We start from the raw sequence: 19,330 nt of genomic DNA on the forward strand, positions 1-19,330 counted from the left end.
GGATCCGTGCCACGATCTTGAGAGCAGCGGCGGCCTGGTGAAATCCAGGCGGTGAGCGTCGCAGCAAATGTGGACCACGGCGCGCATCGCGTCTGGCCCGAACGCTAAATCCCTCGCCTGTACCGCAGCCTTACAGATCATGCGTGTCGCCCGTCGCCGGAATCCGGCTGATGACGCCCCGCACGTACGCAGGACCGAGATGACCGATTTCAACGATTTTGAAGACGACAACACCCCCAGCGCGCGGGTGTTGTCCAATTTTGACGTGCTCCGTTTTGTCGCCCGGCAATGGGCGCGCCGTCCCTGGCTGTTCAGCCTGGTGGTAGGGTTCTCGGCGCTCGCCACTTTGGCGGACGTCTTTATTCCCGTGGCCGCCGGCCAGCTGATTGATTCCATCAGCGGCGCCAACGCTGACCCGTCAGGCGACAGCCACTGGACCGCGCTGATCGTGTTTGTGGGACTCGCCATTCTGGTGAACGCCGCCCGGCAGATCATGGTTCGCTGCGAGATCCCGTTCTCCAGCGCCAACATGGCGGACATGACGTCTGAGGCCTTCGCCAAGGTCCAGCGCTTCAGCGCGGACTGGCATGCGAACGCCTTCGCCGGCGCGGTGGTGCGCAAGATCACCCGCGGCATGTGGGCGTATGACACCATCACCGCCACGCTGTGGTTCTCGATGATCCCGTCGATCGGCGTGATGGTGGCGCTGGGCGTGTACATGTTGCTGCACTGGCCGATCGTAGGGCTGTATGCACTGGCGGTGACCTTCACCTTCATCGTGCTGACGGTGCTCGTCTCCACCTATTACATCCGCCCGCAGAACGTCATCTCGAACGCCAAGGATTCAGAGCTCGGCGGCGCGATCGCGGACGTGATCTCCGGCGTCGCCACGGTCAAAAGCTTCGGCGCGGAAGCGCGTGAAGACAGCCGGTTTCACACCCTGGCCTGGGGCTGGCGCGCTGCAGCGAAAAAGACCTGGCTTCGCTTCACCAACGCCTGGCTGATCCAGATGACCGCCGTCATCATGCTGCAAGCGGGCCTCGCGGGCCTGTTGCTGCAGCTGTGGACGCAAGGCGAGGCGACCGCGGGCGACGTGGTGTTCGGCATCACCGCCTTCTTGATGATGGCGGGCTATATGCGCCGGTTCGGCGAGGAAGTGCAGAACGTCCAGCGCGGTCTGGACGAGATCCAGGACCTCGCCGCCTTCGCCCGGACCGACGCCCAGATCGCAGATCTGCCCGGCGCGCCCGATTTCAAACCCGGACGCGGCGAAGTGGTCTTCAAGGATGTGCGCTTCACCTATCAGGGACAGGACACGCCGCTTTACGAAGACTTCTCCCTGACCATTCCGGCGGGCGAGCGGGTGGCGCTGGTCGGTCCGACCGGCTCGGGCAAGTCCACTTTCGTCAAGCTGGTCCAGCGCTTTCACGATGTGGATGCCGGCGCCATCGTCATTGACGGCCAGGACGTACGGACTGTCACCCAGTCGAGCCTGCGCCGCTCCATCGCGCTGGTGCCCCAGGACCCGGCCCTGTTTCACCGCACCATTGCGGAGAACATCGCCTATGCCTGCCCGGAGGCCACCGATGAGCAAATCGTGGACGCCGCGAAACGCGCCCGCGCCCATGACTTCATCGTCACCTTGCCCAAAGGCTATGACACACTGGTGGGCGAGCGCGGGGTGAAGCTGTCAGGCGGCGAACGCCAGCGCATCGCCATCGCGCGCGCCGTGCTGGCGGATGCGCCGATCCTGATCTTTGACGAGGCCACCAGCGCGCTGGACAACGAGACCGAACGCGACGTTCAAGAGGCCATGGCGGATGTGACCCAAGGCAAGACCGCCATTGTGATCGCGCACCGGCTGTCGACCATTCGGGATGCGGACCGCATCCTGGTTTTTGACAAGGGACGGGTCGTCGAACAGGGCACGCATGACGAGCTGGCCGCCCAGGGTGAAGGCGTTTATGCGCGCCTCGCAGCGCTGGCGGAGGGCTAGGCCCAATCAAGGCCATTTCGGGGCTGATGCAGGTTTTTCGTATCTTTTCGGTGCGAGGCCTGCTATCAGCCGCCGCTCAGTCGCGCTGGGGCACTCCGCGCGATCAGGTTTTCAGGGCTGGCCTCAAGCAAGGGATTGTGAGGCGCACGTCCTTTGCGAGGTACATATGAAGTTCCCCACCACCATTCCTTCAGCGCTGGTCTCAGCGCTGGAGACGAAGGGCTATGACGCCCTGACCGAAGTCCAGTCCGCGGTTCTGACCGACGAGGCTGTAGGCCGCGACCTTCTGGTCTCCGCCCAGACCGGCTCGGGCAAGACCGTCGCCTTTGGTCTGGCCATGGCCGAGACCCTGCTGGCCGGCGAAGACCGCCTGCCGCAAGCGGGCGCGCCGCTGGCGCTGATCATCGCCCCGACCCGCGAGCTTGCCCTGCAGGTTCAGCGCGAACTCGACTGGCTGTACGCTAACGCCGGCGCTCGTCTCGCCAGCGCCGTGGGCGGTCTTGACGCCCGCACCGAGCGCCGGGTTCTCGATCGCGGCGCCCATATCGTCGTGGGCACGCCGGGCCGACTGCGCGACCATATCGAGCGCAAGGCGCTGGACCTGTCCAATATCCGCGCCATCGCGCTGGATGAAGCGGACGAAATGCTCGATTTCGGCTTTCGCGAGGACCTTGAATTCATCCTCGGCTCTGCGCCCGAAGAGCGCCGCACCCTGTTGTTCTCGGCCACGGTCTCCAAAGAGATCGCCCGCATCGCCGAGACCTATCAGCGCGACGCCCTGCGCATCTCCAAGCTCAGCGCCACCGGCCAGCACGCCGACATCAGCTATGTGGCGCACACCGTGTCCGGTCACGACCGCGAGAACGCCGTGATCAACGTGCTGCGCTATCATGCGGCGCCGCGCGCTCTGGTGTTTTGCGCCCGCCGCGATGAAGTGAACCGTCTCGCCGCCAAGCTGCACAATCGTGGCTTCCATGCTGTGGCGCTGTCGGGCGAGCTGACCCAGGCCGAACGCACCAAGGCGCTGCAAGCGCTGCGCGACGGTCGGGCGAATGTCTGCGTCGCCACCGATGTGGCCGCGCGCGGCATCGACCTGCCGGGTCTTGACCTGGTGGTTCACGCCGAGCCGCCGACCAATGCGGAAAGCCTTCTGCACCGCTCTGGCCGAACCGGTCGTGCGGGTTCCAAAGGCACCAGCGTGTTCGTGGTCGCCAGCTCCCGCAAGGGCCGGATCATCCGCCTGCTGCGCGACGCCAAGGTTGAAGCGCAATGGGTGGACGCGCCGGACGCGGACGATGTCCGCGAGAAGGACCGCGAACGCCTGGCCGAACATCCGGCGCTGGCCAATGATGTGGATGAAGATCGGATCGAGGAGATCCGCGCCCTGATCGAACAGTTTGGCGCTGAAAAACTGGCCGCCGGCTTCCTGGCCGAGCTTGAACGCCGCATGCCGGCCCCGGAAGAGCTGTCCGGAACGCCAGCGGATCGTCCGCGCGAAGAGCGCGCCGATCGGGGTCCGCGCCGTGGCCGCGAAGACTTTGACGACGGCCAGTGGTTCGAGATTGATCTGGGCCGCAAGCAGCGCGCCGAACCGCGTTGGCTTTTGCCGCTGATCTGCCGTGTTGGCGGCGTCGCGGGCAATGATATCGGCGCCATCAAGATTGGCGATTCTGCGACCCGCTTCCAGATCGCCGAAGACAAGATCGAAGGCTTCAAGCAGGCGATGAACCAGCCGCGAGAAACCGACAAGAATGTGCGGGTCTCACTGGCGGGCGACGAACCGTTTGAAACCGCGGCGCCGGACTTCAACAAGGGTCCGCGCGGCGGCGATCGTGACCGGAGCAAGCCCAAGCGCGCGCCGCGTCCTGGCAAGAACGAACGCGCCGCCAAGCGTCATGATGACGATGATTTCTTCGGCGGCTCTGCTGAAGACACCCGCCCCAAGCGCGACTGGGCGCCGAAAGGCAAGCCGCCATTCAAGAAACGCGATGGCGACAAGCCCTATGCGGCCAAACCCGGCGGCTTCAAGAAAGGCCCCGGCGCCAAGCCGGCGTTCAAGAAAGCTGAGGGCGGCGATCGCCCGCTGAAGCGCATCAAGCGCAAAACTGACAGCTAGCTTACCAAGCGGTCACGCTATGGACAGGACAAGCCTGCCGCCGTGCGGCAGGCTTGATTCATGTCGAGCCTGATTGAATGCCTTGAAACCCAAGACGCAATCGCCCTGAGCCATTTGCTCGGGCGCTTGCCGCATTTGACCAACGCACCGGTCAAGGATGGCGATCAGACGCCTCACCCGCTTCATGCCATTTGTGATCGGGTATTTGACGGCCGTCTGACCGAACCGCAAGGGTTGGCCTTCGCCAACGCCTTGATCTCGGCGGGCGCGGATCTGGATGCTGTTCATCCGGGTAATGGCGACACTCTGCTGATCAGCGCCATCAGCCTGTCCTGCCCCTCCATCGCCCATCGCCTGCTCGACAAGGGCGCCAATCCCGATCCGCGCGGCCTGTTCGGCGCCACCGCCCTGCACTGGGCCGCGATCATGGGCATGGCTGATCTCGTCAAACGCCTGATGGATCATGGCGTCTATATCTATCTGCGCGACGCCCAGTACAGCGCCACGCCGCTGGGATGGGCCGTGCAAGGCTGGCTGGAGCCGCCCCGCGGCGCCCGTGATGAGCACATCGCCTGCGCCGCTCTGCTGGTTGAAGCGGGCCTGCAGCCAGACGCGGACTGGCGGCACAGCGAACAGATCATGGGCGACAAGGCCCTGCGTCTGGCTTTGGGCTGGGCTTAGGCCCCGGCGTTCAGAACCGCCGCCTGCACCTTGAGGGCCTGAACCGTCTCGCGCACATCATGGACCCGCACAATGGCGCAACCGGCCCGTGCGGCGTGCAGGGCGACAGCGAGCGAGCCGCCCAGCCGATCCATTGCATCTTCCGCCGTGTGATCAATCGCCTGGATGAAGCGTTTGCGCGAGGCGCCGAACAGAACCGGCAGGCCCAGCGAGACGAAATGCTCGAGCGAGGCCATGAGCTGGAGATTATGCTCCAGCGATTTGCCAAAGCCGATGCCGGGATCGAGCACGATCAGATCGCGGTCAAAGCCGGTGGCGAGCAAAACTCCAGCGCGCTGGCCCAGATAGCGCGCCACGTCGTTGACCACATCGTCATAGTGCGGCGCGGCCTGCATGGTGCGCGGTTCGCCCTGCATATGCATCAGGCACACCGGCACCCCCAGCTCCATGGCGGTTTCCGGCGCCGTATCCGCGCGCAGGGCGTTGACGTCATTCCACAGGCTCGCGCCCGCATGCACGGCGGCGCGCGCCACGCCCGGCTTCATCGTATCAATCGAGATCGGCGTGTCCGGGCGTTCCTCAAGGATCGCCTCGATCACTGGCGCGACGCGGTCCAGTTCTTCGCTTTCAGACACGGGTTCGGCGCCCGGACGGGTGCTCTCGCCGCCAACATCCAGACAATCCGCGCCGGCATCCAGCAAGGCCAGCCCGTGATCGCGCGCCGCCTGCGTGCTGGCGTGACGACCGCCATCTGAAAAGCTGTCCGGCGTCACGTTGACGATGCCCATGACCTGCGGACGACCATCGCTGTGCGGACGGATCGGGAAGGCTAGCATGGACGGCTCGACGCCTTGGAATAGCGCGACGGCTCGCCATTGCGGAAATGGTCCCGATCCGCGCGCAGGGCTTCGGCGATATGATCGAGCACCGTGGCTTGCGCGCGGGACCGGCGCACGGCGCCGTGGGCGACCAGCCACAAATCCAGCAAGACCTCGAAATCGGGCAGGATGCGCACAAGCCCGGGACTGACCCGCGCCAGACGGTGCGAGGTCACCCCAAGCCCCAGACCATTGCGCAGCCCCTCCAGATGGGCGCTGGGATGGGTCGCGATCATGACGTCCCGCCGGGGTTTGAGCTCGTCGCCAATGGGCGTCCGCGGCCATTGAAAGGCGATCGGCGCCGCCCAGCCCACCGCGACGTGATCGGCGACGTCATCAAGCGTTTGCGGCGCGCCATGACGTTCGAGATAGCACTCAGAGGCGTACATGCCGCTGCCCACCTCCGCCGCGCGGCGGGCGAGCAGGCTGTGCTGCGGCCCGGGTTGGCCCCAACGCAGGGCGATGTCGGCGTCGCCGCCCGCCAGATTGGCCGGTTCGAACCCGATCTTGAGCTCGACCGACAGGTCCGGGTGCGCTTGGAGCAAGGGCGTCAGCGCGCCCGGCAGCCAGTCCGCGCCCACGCCGTCGCTGGCCGCCACGGTGACACGCCCCTCGATCCGCTCATTGCCGCTGCGCGCCGCGCGCTCGATCGCGGCGGCCTCGTCTTGCATGTTGCGCGCGTGATCAAGAACCGACCGGCCAAGCGCTGTCGGCGTCAGAAGATCGCCACGGCGCTCGAACAAGGCGCCGCCCAGATGGGTTTCCAGCGCCCGCATCCGGCGACTGACCGTGGGTTGACTGAGCCCCAGCACACGGCCGGCGGCGGCATGGCTCCCCGCTTCAAAAACAGAGAGGGCGAGATAATAGTCTGACCAGTTATCCATTCAACTATGAATACCAATTATGCAGTTTCAGTCAATTGCACATATGCTGCGGCGCGTCATACTCGTTCCATCACTGAATGGAGGCTTATATGTCCGTGTTTGCAACTGCAATTCTCGCCCTGCAACTGACCGGCGCGCCGGTCCAGGATTTCACCCCGGTCCGTGTGGCCGATTCCGATATTCGCGGCTCCGTCCGCGCCCTCAATCAGGGCGACTGGAACACCGCGCTGCACTTCAGCCGCGCCGCGCTGGACGGCGGCTCGCGCACCAGCGTGCGCATCGCCGCCCATGCCAACGCCTGCATCGCCCTGCATCAGCTGGGCCAGACCGCCGAAGCGGCTCAGGCGTGTGAAACCGCTTTGGCCCTGGCGCCGAACAACACCGTGCTGGCGTCCAACCTGTCTGCGGTGCAAACCCGCATGGCCGGCGCACCGTCCGCAGGCGCAGGCAACTAATCACCTGATCACAGGAATGCGATTTGCGCCGTCAGGGTCTGTCCGGTAACCGGTAACCTATGACGGCGCAATTCATCACTCAGCTGGGCCCCTATAGCGAAGCGCGGTCTCCCGCCGGGCGCACTCTGAATATGTGGCGGTATGACGCCGGGTTTCAGAAGCCGCCAGCGCCCCACCGGGTTCTCCCCGAAAGCCGGCTGAGCCTTGTGACCGAAAGCCTGTATGCGCCGTCTGGCGAAGTGCTGAGCCAGGCGCACTGGGTTTTTGGCCCCATACGAACCCCTCGGCTTTACGCGCCCCCGCCTGGCTCCGTGCTGGAAGGCGCGTTTATCCTGCCCGAGCACGCCCTATGTCAGCTGGGCGTGCGTCCTGACGAGCTGACCGACGCCATTCTTCCGCAAAGCGACTTCCCACGTCTGGAACGCCTGCCTGTGCATCCGCCGCGTCAACAAGACCGGCTGGCGATCTGGGCGGCCCGGCTGGTCCGCGCCACGAAAGGCCGTGTCCGCGCCAATGTCCTCGCAGCGCGCGCCGGGGTGAGCGAACGCCATCTTCATCGCTGCATGAGCGGACGTCTGGGCGTCGGACCCAAAGCCCTTTCCGCTCAGATCCGCGCCCTGGCGGCCATCGAACGCGCCGATCGCTCCGACCATCCGGACTGGGCCGACATTGCGATCGCCAGCGGCTATAGCGATCAAGCCCATCTCAGCCGGTCACTCAAATCCCTGACCGGACTGACGCCGACCGCGCTTCATGCGGAAAGGTCCGTGGAGTCCGAAATCTTCAAGACCGAACCGGCACTTTAGGGCCAGCCTCCAGCCATCGTTCTTTCTGGCAGGAGCCCCGTGATGAAACTGTTGATGACCGCCGCCTTGTGCACGGCGATGAGCGCCCCCGCCCTGGCGCAGCAAACGCTTGAATTTGAGGGCCTGAGCTGGCGCATCGAGGCTGAACTGGCCGAACGGTCGGAGTTTCTCGGTCGTGACGCCCTGCATTTTCGCGACGGCGTGATCTGGATTGACAGATCCCGGTTTGAAACCGGCGAGATCACGTTCGAGATGGCGATCAGCGGCTCTCCGGGCCATACCGGCGTTCTGTGGCGCGGCCAGGGCGTGGGTGATTGGGAGAAGTTCTATTTCCGGCACCATCTCAACAACATGCCGGATTCGGTTCAGTACACCCCTGCTTATGACGCTGTGACAGGCTGGCAGATCTTTTCCGATCCGGACGCCATCAGCCAGGTCAATCATGGCCTGAACCGCTGGATGGATGTGCGCGTGGTCGTCGCCGAGGATCAGGCCGACATCTTCATGGACGGCCAGCGGATCCATCACATTCCCGACCTGCAGCGCGAAGACGGCGCGGGCTGGGTCGGCTTCTGGCAATTGGCGCCCAATGGCGTGGCGTCCGGCTATGTGCGCAATGTCCAGGTCACGCCTCAGAGGAACCCTGAGATCATTGGCGTCTCCGAACGCAGCATGATGGAGCCTACGGCGAACCTCGTGCGCACCTGGCGCGTTTCCGCGCCATTCAGCGAAGCCCAACTGGCCGAGCAGAGCTTTGAAAGCCTGCACGCCTCTCGCAATCGCTGGACCGCGCTTGACGCGGCTTATAACGAGATCGCCAATCTGGCGAGCGTCACCCGCCATTCCGAAGGCGACACGGTCTTTGCTGAGACCACGATTGTCGCGGACGGCCCCCGCACCGCGCTGGTCCGCTTTGGTTATTCTGACCGGGTGCAGGTGTTCTTGAATGGCGAGCGTCTGTTTGTCGGCAATAACAACTGGCGCAGCCGCGACTATCGCTATCTGGGCACCATCACCCGGCATGTGGCCGTGCCGCTGAACCTGCGTGACGGCGAAAACACCCTGACCTTTGCGGTGTCTGAGACCTTTGGCGGCTGGGGCGTCACCGCTGCGCTAGAAGACGCGGACGGCGTCCGCATCGCGCACTGATCGCACCTCCTTCTCCATCAGCCCTGCATGCGCAAGCGTGCAGGGCTGATATGTGTGGAGCGACAGTGTCGCCGAACAAACTCATAGGTTGTATTTTACCCTCGGGCATACTTGTGGCGCTCTTCATCAAGGGAGGATCCCATGAGCCTGTCCGTGCAATTGAACATCTTCTCCGGCCGCCCCAACCCGCGCTTCACTCTGTCAGAGACAGAAGCGATATCCCTGTTCAAACGGGCGCTCGAAGCCGGTCCCGCCAGCCCGAACGCCAGCCGCGGGCTCGGATATCAAGGGTTCACGCTCCTGCCTGTTGAGCCCGGATCAGACATGGACGCGATGAGCCAGGACGCTCTCGGCGCCGCGAGCGCGCACGGCCTGACCCTCATGGGCGCGCCCGAGCTTGAGCAAGAACTGATCGCGCTGGCGCTCAAGCGTCTGGAGCTAAGCGCTTCCGTGCAATCCGCCCTCTCAAACGCGCATGAAATTCCCTTGCTCACCGCCCTGCCGCAAGTGGATTGTCCGGACTGCAAAGGCCAGAACGCGCCCGCCTATGATCCTGATTGGTGGAACAACAATGCTGTGCGGTTAGCGAACAATAATTGCTATAATTACGCCAACAACCAAGCCACCAACACCTTCGCCCAGCCCGGTCGCGCCTCAGGAACGCCCATTGCGGGTATGAGCTGCGGCGGGGTTCAGCCCAGCGCCGTCTCGGACGGGCTCGTCGCCTCGGCCAATTTTTCAGACGAGACGCCAGGCTGGTACGTGGCGTTGGTCATCTGGCCGGACACTGATTTTCACTGGTACCGTCAGGACACGAACGGCTGCTGGTCGCACAAACCCGGCTCAACCCCTGTGATCAACACTGACAATGCCGGCGCCCAGATCACAGACCCCGCGACCTGTGACCGCGGTCACTACACGCAGTTCTGCAGTTACATGATCACCAATTCCGGCGTGGTGATCAGCTAGGCCGGTTCAATGACCCTTCGTGTGATCCTTCAAATATATTCCGGCCGACGTGATCCTGAATGGCTTGTGACGGGCGAGCTTGAAACCCGTTTGCTCGAAGCCCTTGAAGGATTGCCCCCCGGCCCGGAATGGACCCCGCCCACAAGGCTCGGCTATCGCGGCATCCGTATCGAGCAAGATAGTCCCGCCCTGCATTGGCTCTGCGTCAAAGGACAGGTCTTGCGTCAGGAGGGCGCGGGAACACACTGGTTCAAAGACGCTGACTGCACGATCGAGGCGATGGCGCTGGAAAGCGGACGGACCTTTCTGGATCCGACCACGCTTGATCATCTGATCAAAATGCTCACCGAGGCGCACTGAATGACAAACGGCCGCTCCTGCTGGAGCGGCCGTTCGATCGTCTGGACTGAGGGGCCTGTCAGGCGCCGCCAGGCTTGGGCTCAAGCCCGCCCGTGTTCGGCGCTTCATCCTCGTCATCTTCGATGACCGGCACGGCGCCGGACGGCGGCGACCCACCGTCAGCCTTGGGCGGCACTTCAGTGTCGCGATGAGGCTTATTGCCCTTCAGGAGCTCAACAATCTCATCACCGGACAGGGTTTCGTATTCAAGAAGCCCTTCGGACAGAGCCACCCAGTCATCATTCTTTTCGGTCAGGATGCGGCGGGCCTCTTTCAGACCGCCCTCAACCAGACCTTTGACCTCTTTTTCAATCTTGGCGGCGGTTTCCGCCGAGATCGAGGAGGACTGAACCAATTGCTGACCGAGGAAAACCTCACCCTGGTCTTCGCCATAATCCACCGGACCGATCTCTTCAGAGAAGCCCCATTGGGTGACCATGGCGCGAGCCAGACGGGTGGCCTGCTTGATGTCGCTGGCGGCGCCGGAGGTGACGTTCTCCTTGCCGAATTTCAGCTCTTCAGCCACACGCCCGCCCATCATGATGGCGAGACGCGACGTCATCTCCTGATGGGTCATCGACAGCTTGTCGCCCTCGGGCAGCTGCATGACCATGCCCAGCGCGCGACCGCGCGGGATGATCGTCGCCTTGTGGACGGGATCGGCCGCCGGCACGTTCAGCGCCACGATGGCGTGACCGGATTCGTGATAGGCGGTGAGCGTGCGCTCCTTCTCGGTCATGACCATGGTCCGGCGCTCGGGGCCCATCATCACCTTGTCCTTGGCGTCTTCGAATTCCGCCATGGAGACGACGCGCTTGTTGCGGCGTGCGGCCAGCAGCGCCGCTTCGTTCACAAGGTTCGCGAGATCCGCGCCCGAGAAGCCCGGCGTGCCGCGTGCGATGACTTTTGGGTCAACATCATCCGCCAGAGGCACATCACGCATATGCACTTTGAGGATTTTCTCACGGCCTGTGATGTCCGGGTTCGGCACCATGACCTGACGGTCGAAACGGCCAGGACGCAGCAGAGCCGGGTCCAGAACATCCGGACGGTTCGTCGCTGCGATCAGGATGATGCCTTCATTGGCTTCAAACCCGTCCATCTCCACCAGAAGCTGGTTGAGGGTCTGTTCGCGCTCGTCATTGCCGCCGCCCAGACCGGCGCCGCGGGAGCGGCCCACCGCGTCGATCTCGTCGATGAAGATGATGCAGGGCGCGTTCTTCTTGGCCTGTTCGAACATGTCGCGCACACGAGATGCGCCCACGCCGACGAACATTTCCACAAAATCAGAACCCGAAATGGTGAAGAAGGGCACGCCCGCCTCACCGGCGACAGCGCGCGCGGTGAGCGTTTTACCCGTGCCCGGAGGGCCGATCAGCAAGGCGCCCTTGGGAATTTTACCGCCCAGGCGCTGAAACTTCGACGGGTCCTTGAGGAACTCGACGATCTCCTCAAGCTCTTCCTTGGCTTCATCGATGCCGGCCACATCGTCAAAGGTGACGCGGCCTGTCTTCTCGGTCAGCAGCTTCGCCTTGGATTTGCCAAAGCCCATCGCGCCGCGACCGCCGCCCTGCATCTGACGCATGAAGAAGATCCACACGCCGATCAGCAGCAGCATCGGGAACCAGTTGATCAGAATGCCCAGCGGGCTGATGCCGCCTTCACTGGGCTGCTGGGCGGTGATGTCCACATCCGCAGACCGCAGCGCCGCCGTGACATTGGCGTCTGCCGGAATGGTGGTGCGGAAGGTGGCGCCGCCCGTTGTCTGACCCGTGATCGTGTCGCCCTGAATGGTGACGGAGCTGACCTGCCCGCTCTCGACCTGATTCATGAACTGGGAATAGTTGATCTCGTTGGAGGGCGTCGATTGGCTCGGCCCCTGGAGCATGTTGAACAGCGCCAGAAGCAGCACCAGCAAGATCGCCCAAACCAGGATATTGCGCATATTCATCGTCAGTGTCCTTGTCCGCGCCGCCATCAAGCCGGGCGCGCATCTGAGGCCGTCGTCAAAATGTTATGTCTGATATTGGGGCGTCAGACCGGTTTCGCCAGTGCGGCGCGGATATGCGACGCATATTTATCCCCATCAAACCATGTCGGCGCTTCGCAAGGAAGCAGCCAGCGCCGCAAGCGTGTCATGCAAAGCAGCGACCAATTGTCTGTCTCAGATAGGGCCAAGCCCGGCAGCTCGACCACTTCCGGGTCTGAAATACATGAGATGACAGTTAAGGATTGGCGAAGCGCTGGCGGCACATCCGAGAGGGAAACGCCCTCCGGCGTCGCCCTGTCGCCGAGAGCTGCGACCTGACAGGCCGTCTCTGCGCGCACTTCGAACCGGCCGTCAAACAGGCCGGTTTCACCCGCTTGCAGCTCCAGCACCGCAGGCTCTGCGCCGCCATCCGCCCGGCCCAGCACCGCACCGGGGTCCCGGCCCATCACGCCGTCTGCGGTCAGCAACACGCCCGATTGCGTATGCGCCTCTTGCGCCTCGAGCGCCTTCAGGCAAGCCGCCACCCCATCAGGAGCGGGCGTCCGCGCCTCGCCGGACACCGCCAGCATCACTGCTTCCATCGCCCGCAGCGCCATGGGTTTGGCCGCCAGCGAGAACATGTCCGCATTCAGTCGCGCCCCGCCCCAGGCTGTCCAGCTCACAGCCCGTTCGACCAGGCGCCAGGCGGCGCCGCGCAGCAAGCGCTCCGCGTCCACGCTCTGGTCTGACAGGCTCAACAACCCATGTTCGGCCGGGCCGCCGGGCGGGTACGCCTTCTGGCGCAGCTGCACGCGCTCATACTGAGCGTCCTCGTTTGAGGGATCCTCGATCCAGCGCGCGTCAAGGCGTTTGAGATAGTCGCGCAATTGCGCGCGTCTCAGCTCCAGAAAGGGGCGCGCCACTGTCACGCCCCGCCCTTCAGGCCAGACTGGAGAGGCGTCGAGCGCTGTCATGCCCGTCAGCGTGCGCCACGCCCCCTCACGCTTGGCCCGCATGCGCAAGGTCTCGACCCGGTCATCCAGGGTATGCCCCAGACACAGCAGACTGACGCCAAGCCCCTCACACGCGCCCGCCAGCAGCGTGTGTCGCGCCTGACGCGCGGCGGCCTGGCTTTTTCTGGGCGCCGTCCAGCGCAAGATATGAGGCTCAGCGCCCAGAGACCGGGCGTAGTCGGCATTGTCCGCCGCTTCTTCTGCACTTTCAGGGCGCAGTTGATGGTCGACGATCAAGGCATGCACGGTCTGATCAGGGTGACAGGCGCATAACGCATGCAGCAGAGCGGTTGAATCTCCGCCGCCTGAATACCCGAGCGCCAGCGCCTCAGACACCACGCCCCCTATCGGCAGCCGATCCGGGCGGTTTCGCGTTGCGCCTTGCGGCGGGCGTCCTCGCCGGCGCGCGGGAATTCGGACGGGAAGGTGGCCAGCACCTGACACGCGCGACTGGTCTCGCCCAACGCCGCGAGAGACGCCCCCAGACGCACCAGAGCGTCCGGCGCGCGCGCGCCCTGACGATCCGCCTGCAAGGACGCGATGTAGGCGTCCGCCGCATCCTGGAAGTCGCCGTTGATGAAATGGGTTTCGCCCAGCCAGTACCAGGCCTGGCCGACTTTGGCGTCTTCAGGATAGGCCTGGGTGAACTCGCGCAGCAATTCTCGCGCGCCGCCAAAATCGCCGTCCAGAAGGCGGGCGTTTGCGGTCTGGTACAAGGTGTCGGCGTCCATCACGACTTCGGGCGGAGCGTCCAGTTCGCTGATGTCTGCGTTCAGCTGGGGCAAAGCCGCGCTCTGAGACAGGTTTTCACTCCCAGACCCGCGTGGCGCTTGCGCGTTTTGGCCAGGGGTCGGCGCGCGCAAGGGCTGCACGGTGGACGCGCGGGCTTCAGCGTAAGGATCGCTTGAATCAATTTCGTCAGAGGACAACAGGTCTGACGGCCCGCCCAGGGACAAAGGATCCCCCGTCGCGCCCGTTTCATCCCCTGCCGCGCCATAGGCTCCGCCGCCTGACAGCAGCCGGTCCACATTGACGCCCAGCTGTTCGAGTTCCTGACGCATGCGGCGGTTTTCAAAGTTCAGACGTTCGATCTCGCCCGTCTGAACCCGCTGCTGACGCTCCAGATCGTCAACGCGCATCATCAGAGTTTCCGCGACAGGATCGCCTTGCAGCGCCCTCGCCTCGACCTCCGCCAATCGCGCCTCCACCGCATCCAGGCGCGCCGCAAGCTCCCGACGCGATTGCGCCTCGGCTGGAACGGTGATCAGGGCGGTCATCAGCAAAAGCGCTGACAGGGCGGAGAAAAGCGAACGAATCATGGCGCACATGTCCTGTGAAGCGGCTCAGGGCTATGAGCGCTAGTGTCGTCGAGCAAACGGCGAAATCAAGGCGAAGTCAGGAATTGTCCAGCAGACGGACTTCATCGTTCACCAAGAACCAGCCGCCATCCGCCGATTGCTGAAGCCCGAACGTATAGCCATACCCGTCTGCGCGCTGCAGCGTGCATTGAAGCTGGACATGGCTGGGCGTGCAGGACGCGTCACCGCCGGAGCCGGGCAGCGCCACTTGCTCGGAAAAATTCGCAAGATCGGCGCGACTGTCCACGCCCCACAGCCAGTAGGCCTCCGTCCCTTCAAAGACATCCGCGAGAAACGCCGCAGCGCCGCCCTCGTCATAGGGCAGAGCGATCGGCGGCTCGCCCATCGGTTCTTCATGGGGTTCGGAAACCGGTTCTTCAGTGGCGACCGGCTCAGTCTCAGGCGCGCCATACACGCCCGGTGACGGCTCCATCACCATGGAGAGACCGTACAGCGCGGCGACAGCGGCCACCGGCGCAACGACAAGTCCAACGAAAGCTCTGATAATCATAAGGCTGCCCCCTCAAGCAGAAACGCCCGCAAGGATGAACCTTGCGGGCGTTTCGATCAATCCTTTTCAGGTCCGGTCTTAAGACACGGCGCCCGACTGGATCATGGTCATGGCGTTCCGGTTGGTCGCCCAGCAGCTTTCATTGGACTGGCGGCAGACCGGGCGCTCTTTACCGTAGGACACGGTGGAGATGCGCGACGGGTCGACGCCCTGGCTCACCAGGAAGTCGCGGGCCGCATTGGCGCGGCGAGCGCCCAGGGCGAGGTTGTATTCGCGGGTGCCGCGTTCGTCGCAATTGCCGGCGACCAGAATGCGAGCTCCCGGATAGGACGCCAGCCAGGCGGCCTGACGGCGCAGGGTCGCGCGGGCTTCGCTGGACAGCGTGCTCTGATCCAGCGCGAAGAAAACGCGGTCGCCCGCATTCACTTCAAAGTCTTCAACCGAACCCGGGGTCGGACCAGCCGGCTCAGGCGCAGGCTCATAGACCGGCTGCGGCTCAGGCTCAGGCATCGGCGCCACCGGCTCCGGCTGGGAAGCACAGGCGGCCAGCGTGGCGCTGAGCGCCAGGGCGGCAAGAATTGACAGGCGTTTCATATTGGTGTCGTCCCTCTCCAAGCCTATGGCGATCCGCATAGGCAAATCGGTGTGGATGCTATCAGAATTGGCGCGCTTCACACCCCAAAAAAACCCCAAAACGCGCACCTCGGTTAAGACCTTAGCCGAGCAAAGCTCAGTCGATCAAGGGCGACCAGGCCGGGTCGCTCGCTTGGCCCTGCGTCGGCAGGCGACGCAGGTTGAAGCCCGCAAGGTCAGTGCTCCAGATCGAGTACGTTGTTCCCTCGCGTGTTCTGTCGCCCCGTGTGAACAACAGGACGCGGCCATTGGGCGACCAGGCGGGCGTATCCACGAAGTAGCCTTCATAGAGAATTCGCTCTTCGCCCGAGCCGTCCGCAGCCACAACGCCCAGCATGAACTGGCCATTGCGCTGTTTCGTGAAAGCGATCAGATCGCCGCGCGGGCTCCAGACCGGAGTCGTATAGCGACCTTCGCCAAACGTGATGCGTTGCGGGTCGGTCCCGTCCGCGTTCATCACATAGAGTTGAGATTGTCCGCCGCGCGAGGAGGAAAACACGATCCGCTCGCCATCCGGCGCATAGGACGGCTCCACATCATCGGCCGGGTGCGTGGTCAGCTGGCGCAAGGTGCGCGAGCGCAGATCAAAACGGAACAGGTCATGCCCGCTATGGCGCTCGGCGGAGACCACCAGCGCGCGGCCCTCGGGATGGAACCGGGCGGACAGGGACTGCCCTTCGCTGGCGAGCGAGGGACCTGAATCAAACAGCGCTTCCTGACGCCCGGTCTCAAGATCATAGAGATAGCTGGTCGCCCGGCCGTCGCGGAACGACACATAGGTGATCTGCTGGGCGCTCGGCGAATAGTTCGGCAACAGCGCCATATAGGAGCGGTCGGTCAGGAAGGACGGGTTCGCGCCGTCCTGATCCATCACCGCCAGGCGGCGAATGGGCTCGTCATTGGGGCCATAGCCTTCGGACACATAAACGATGCGGGTGTCGAAATACCCGCTTTCGCCGGTCATGCGCTGATAGACGGCGTCAGACACCTTGTGCGCGATCCGGCGCCAATTGTCCGGCGACGTCACAAACTGAAGCCCTTGCATCTGCTGCTCGGTGTTGGCGTCCCACAGCCGGAACGCCACCAGCATGCGGTCATTCTCGTCAATGCTGACCTCGCCGACCAACAAGGCCGACGCATTGATCACCCGCCAGTCGCCAAAGCGGGGGCGAAGATTGATGTCGGTGATGTCTTCAATGAACGCTTCGGGCTCGACCGGGGCGAACAGCCCTGAAGTCTGAAGATTATTCGTGATCACGCGGGAAATGTCGGCGCCAATCTCGGCTTCGCGGGTTTCCTCGCCCAGAAAATCAGGAATGGCGATCGGGGTCGGGTCGAGCGTGCCTTCGGTCACATCCACCACCAGGGGTGTTTGTCCAAAAGCCGATGCGGCCATCACGATCAGCGCAAAGATCGAGGCGAAGAATTGGCGCAGGGCGGTCATGGGAAGCTCCCGGGTTCGAACGACTGGGGTCAGCGATTGCGTTGCGTGTCGACATTGACCCGAAGCACGCGCCATTGGGCGTAGTGTTCGGGAGGCAGAGGATAGGGCTGGCACCGGATCGCGCCACGTATAGCTTTCTCGCCCGCAACTCTCAGGAAGGAATTGGGCGAATTCATGATACGCGCTTCGTCAATCAGGCGCGGCGGAACCGACAGGCGACCATTGCGCTCCAGTCTGATTTCCATGGCTACGCGAAGGTCCATATTGGCGGGCGCATCCGCGTTTGACCGGATGCAGCTGCTGATATGAGACGCCGCCATCGCCGACAGGCTGGCGGTCATCGCCGTGCCCGGCCCCACCTGATTGCGCGTCTCGCCAGTTTCTGCGGGACCTTGCGGCGCGGCGTTCTCACGCGACCGGTCCACCAGCTGGGACAATGCGCCCAGATCCAGGGACGGCTGTTGCGGCTCAGGCTCGCGCGGTCTCGGTGTCGGCTCGGGCTCGGGCTCGGGCTCAGGTTCGGGTTCTGTCGGGGTTGGTTCGGGTTCCGGCTCCGGCTCCGGTTCATCCTGAGGCGCTGGCGGAATGATTTCCGGCTCGGCTTCAGGCTGGGCAGGCTCAGGCTCCGGCGCGGGTTGAGGCGCGGGCGTTTCCGGCTCGATCTCGGGTTCAGGCTCTGGCTCGGGACGCGCCGCGCGCACATTCGTCTCCTGCGCCAGCGTCACCAGCTCCACCGGAACCACCATCAGCTCTTCGGTCAGGCGACGCGATTGCGGAAACGCGATCAGCGCGCTCGCGACCAGTCCCGCATGAACGCACAGGGACAGGATGAACCCCAGGGCCTGACGCATGGCCCGGCCTCCCTATTCCCGGATCGGTTCGGTGACGAGCCCGATATTGGTGTAGCCAGAGGCTGACACCCGGGCCATCACGCGCATGACGTCGCCATAGGGCGCGCCATCGTCGGCGCGGATATAGATGCGCGCTTCAGACCCGGCTCCCGTGATCGCCTGAAGGCGCGGCGCCAGCTCGTCAAACGCCACTTCTGTCTCCATCAGATAGAGCGTGCCGTCTGACTGGATGGTCAGGGTCAAGGGCTCTTCCGACGTGGTCATGGCGCGCGCTTCGGTGTCCGGCAGATCCACCTCGACCCCCACGGTCAGAAGCGGGGCGGAGATCATGAACACGATCAGCAGCACCAGCATCACATCCACAAAGGGCGTGACATTGATCTCGGCGTTGGGCTTGAAGCGGCGACGTCCATTGCCGCCGCCGGTGTCGAGTCCGCCAGCCATCAATCAGCTCCCCCGGCTCGCCAGCGCCGCCAGATCATCCACGAGACCTTCAAGGCGGGAGGCGTATTTGGAGAGGTTTGACGACAGGGCGTTAAAGAAGATCACGGCCGGGATCGCAGCCAGCAGACCCAGCGCGGTGGCGAACAGGGCTTCGGAAATGCCCGGCGCCACGACCGCCAGCGAGGTGTTCTCGGACGCGGCGATCGAGCGGAAGGCGTTCATGATGCCCCACACCGTGCCGAACAGACCGATAAAGGGCGCCGCGGAGCCGATAATGGCCAGAACGCCCAGCCCGCTTTCCATCTTGCTCAGTTCGCGATTGGCTTCGGCGCCACCGCTCTTGGCGACCGCATAGCCGTCCCAGTCGCGCATGGACGCAGCGAGCACCCGGCCGAACGGCTCCTTGGCGGGCTTGGCGTATTTGGCGACCAGCTCGTCCAGCGACCCGCCAGACCAGAAATCGTTTTCAAAGCGCGATGCGCCAGCATGGGCATTATTGAGTTGCAGCCATTTCTCGATGGCGATGGCCCAAGACCAGATCGACATGAACGCCAGGATCGCCATCACCGCTTTCACCACGATGTCGGCGCGCATGAACAAATGCATGATGGTCAGTTCAGTGGCCGGACCCGTCAGCTCAACTGCAACGCTTTCCATGGAAACTCCGCTAGACCCTCGCGCATCCGGCGAAACGGATGCGTCATAATGAAACGCCCTCGGGCTGCAGGTGTAACCGCACGCACGCGTCACGCCAAGCCGAACTCGGCTTCGTCA

Annotated in this window: 19 protein-coding genes; 8 read left to right on the forward strand and 11 right to left on the reverse strand. The window is 64.0% G+C overall.

Features of this window, described 5'->3' with window-relative positions; all coding sequences use genetic code 11:
- Positions 1-199: 199 nt before the first annotated feature.
- From G405_RS0104875 to G405_RS0104885, 3 genes are all read left to right on the forward strand, one after another.
- Positions 200-1,996 (forward strand): ABC transporter ATP-binding protein, encoded by a 1,797-nt coding sequence (locus G405_RS0104875; protein WP_022700384.1) that lies wholly within the window; start codon positions 200-202, stop codon positions 1,994-1,996.
- A gap of 166 nt (positions 1,997-2,162) precedes the next feature.
- Positions 2,163-4,112: a DEAD/DEAH box helicase gene (locus tag G405_RS0104880; RefSeq protein ID WP_022700385.1), complete on the forward strand. Its 1,950-nt coding sequence runs from the start codon at positions 2,163-2,165 to the stop codon at positions 4,110-4,112.
- Between the two features lie 60 nt (positions 4,113-4,172).
- Positions 4,173-4,793, forward strand: coding sequence for an ankyrin repeat domain-containing protein (locus G405_RS0104885; RefSeq protein WP_022700386.1), 621 nt, complete (start codon positions 4,173-4,175; stop codon positions 4,791-4,793).
- Here G405_RS0104885 and folP read toward each other — a convergent pair.
- Both folP and G405_RS0104895 read right to left on the reverse strand, forming a co-directional pair.
- Positions 4,790-5,629, reverse strand: a complete 840-nt coding sequence (folP, locus tag G405_RS0104890) for a dihydropteroate synthase (protein WP_022700387.1) — start codon at positions 5,627-5,629, stop codon at positions 4,790-4,792. The two genes, G405_RS0104885 and folP, sit on opposite strands and share 4 nt — an antisense overlap.
- Positions 5,623-6,555 carry a LysR family transcriptional regulator gene (locus G405_RS0104895; protein ID WP_022700388.1) on the reverse strand — a complete coding sequence of 311 codons (933 nt, stop codon included), beginning with the start codon at positions 6,553-6,555 and terminating at the stop codon, positions 5,623-5,625. Before G405_RS0104895 ends, folP begins: the two co-directional genes overlap by 7 nt.
- Positions 6,556-6,644: 89 nt before the next feature.
- Between G405_RS0104895 and G405_RS0104900 the strand changes: the two genes are divergently transcribed.
- From G405_RS0104900 to G405_RS0104920, 5 genes are all read left to right on the forward strand, one after another.
- Positions 6,645-7,010: a tetratricopeptide repeat protein gene (locus G405_RS0104900; RefSeq protein ID WP_040704932.1), complete on the forward strand. Its 366-nt coding sequence runs from the start codon at positions 6,645-6,647 to the stop codon at positions 7,008-7,010.
- Positions 7,011-7,069: 59 nt separating this feature from the next.
- Positions 7,070-7,816 (forward strand): AraC family transcriptional regulator, encoded by a 747-nt coding sequence (locus G405_RS16370; RefSeq protein ID WP_022700390.1) that lies wholly within the window; start codon positions 7,070-7,072, stop codon positions 7,814-7,816.
- A 42-nt stretch (positions 7,817-7,858) separates the two neighbouring features.
- Positions 7,859-8,965 (forward strand): hypothetical protein, encoded by a 1,107-nt coding sequence (locus G405_RS0104910; protein ID WP_022700391.1) that lies wholly within the window; start codon positions 7,859-7,861, stop codon positions 8,963-8,965.
- Positions 8,966-9,106: 141 nt separating this feature from the next.
- Positions 9,107-9,934 (forward strand): hypothetical protein, encoded by an 828-nt coding sequence (locus tag G405_RS0104915; RefSeq protein ID WP_022700392.1) that lies wholly within the window; start codon positions 9,107-9,109, stop codon positions 9,932-9,934.
- A gap of 21 nt (positions 9,935-9,955) precedes the next feature.
- A complete protein-coding gene (locus tag G405_RS0104920; protein WP_156861366.1) occupies positions 9,956-10,294 on the forward strand; it encodes a hypothetical protein in 339 nt (112 codons plus the stop codon).
- 58 nt (positions 10,295-10,352) lie between these two features.
- Here G405_RS0104920 and ftsH read toward each other — a convergent pair whose 3' ends face one another.
- The 9 genes from ftsH to G405_RS0104965 form a co-directional block, all read right to left on the reverse strand.
- Entirely contained in the window at positions 10,353-12,290 is a 1,938-nt protein-coding gene (gene ftsH, locus G405_RS0104925; RefSeq protein WP_407667928.1) for an ATP-dependent zinc metalloprotease FtsH, read from the reverse strand.
- Between the two features lie 77 nt (positions 12,291-12,367).
- The gene (gene tilS, locus G405_RS16375; RefSeq protein ID WP_169447493.1) at positions 12,368-13,651 is read right to left on the reverse strand and encodes a tRNA lysidine(34) synthetase TilS; all 1,284 of its coding nucleotides are present in this window, start codon (positions 13,649-13,651) and stop codon (positions 12,368-12,370) included.
- An 8-nt stretch (positions 13,652-13,659) separates the two neighbouring features.
- Positions 13,660-14,634, reverse strand: coding sequence for a tol-pal system protein YbgF (ybgF, locus tag G405_RS0104935; RefSeq protein ID WP_169447494.1), 975 nt, complete (start codon positions 14,632-14,634; stop codon positions 13,660-13,662).
- Between the two features lie 76 nt (positions 14,635-14,710).
- The gene (locus G405_RS0104940; protein ID WP_022700397.1) at positions 14,711-15,184 is read right to left on the reverse strand and encodes a hypothetical protein; all 474 of its coding nucleotides are present in this window, start codon (positions 15,182-15,184) and stop codon (positions 14,711-14,713) included.
- 78 nt (positions 15,185-15,262) lie between these two features.
- Positions 15,263-15,778, reverse strand: a complete 516-nt coding sequence (gene pal, locus G405_RS0104945) for a peptidoglycan-associated lipoprotein Pal (RefSeq protein WP_022700398.1) — start codon at positions 15,776-15,778, stop codon at positions 15,263-15,265.
- A 136-nt stretch (positions 15,779-15,914) separates the two neighbouring features.
- Positions 15,915-17,261, reverse strand: coding sequence for a Tol-Pal system beta propeller repeat protein TolB (gene tolB, locus G405_RS0104950; protein ID WP_022700399.1), 1,347 nt, complete (start codon positions 17,259-17,261; stop codon positions 15,915-15,917).
- A gap of 29 nt (positions 17,262-17,290) precedes the next feature.
- Positions 17,291-18,112 (reverse strand): hypothetical protein, encoded by an 822-nt coding sequence (locus tag G405_RS16920; protein ID WP_051143333.1) that lies wholly within the window; start codon positions 18,110-18,112, stop codon positions 17,291-17,293.
- 12 nt (positions 18,113-18,124) lie between these two features.
- Positions 18,125-18,556, reverse strand: coding sequence for an ExbD/TolR family protein (locus G405_RS0104960; protein ID WP_022700401.1), 432 nt, complete (start codon positions 18,554-18,556; stop codon positions 18,125-18,127).
- Positions 18,557-18,559: 3 nt separating this feature from the next.
- Positions 18,560-19,213: a MotA/TolQ/ExbB proton channel family protein gene (locus G405_RS0104965; RefSeq protein ID WP_022700402.1), complete on the reverse strand. Its 654-nt coding sequence runs from the start codon at positions 19,211-19,213 to the stop codon at positions 18,560-18,562.
- Between the last annotated feature and the right edge of the window lie 117 nt (positions 19,214-19,330).

This window comes from Oceanicaulis alexandrii DSM 11625 (genome assembly GCF_000420265.1).
Lineage (GTDB): Bacteria > Pseudomonadota > Alphaproteobacteria > Caulobacterales > Maricaulaceae > Oceanicaulis > Oceanicaulis alexandrii.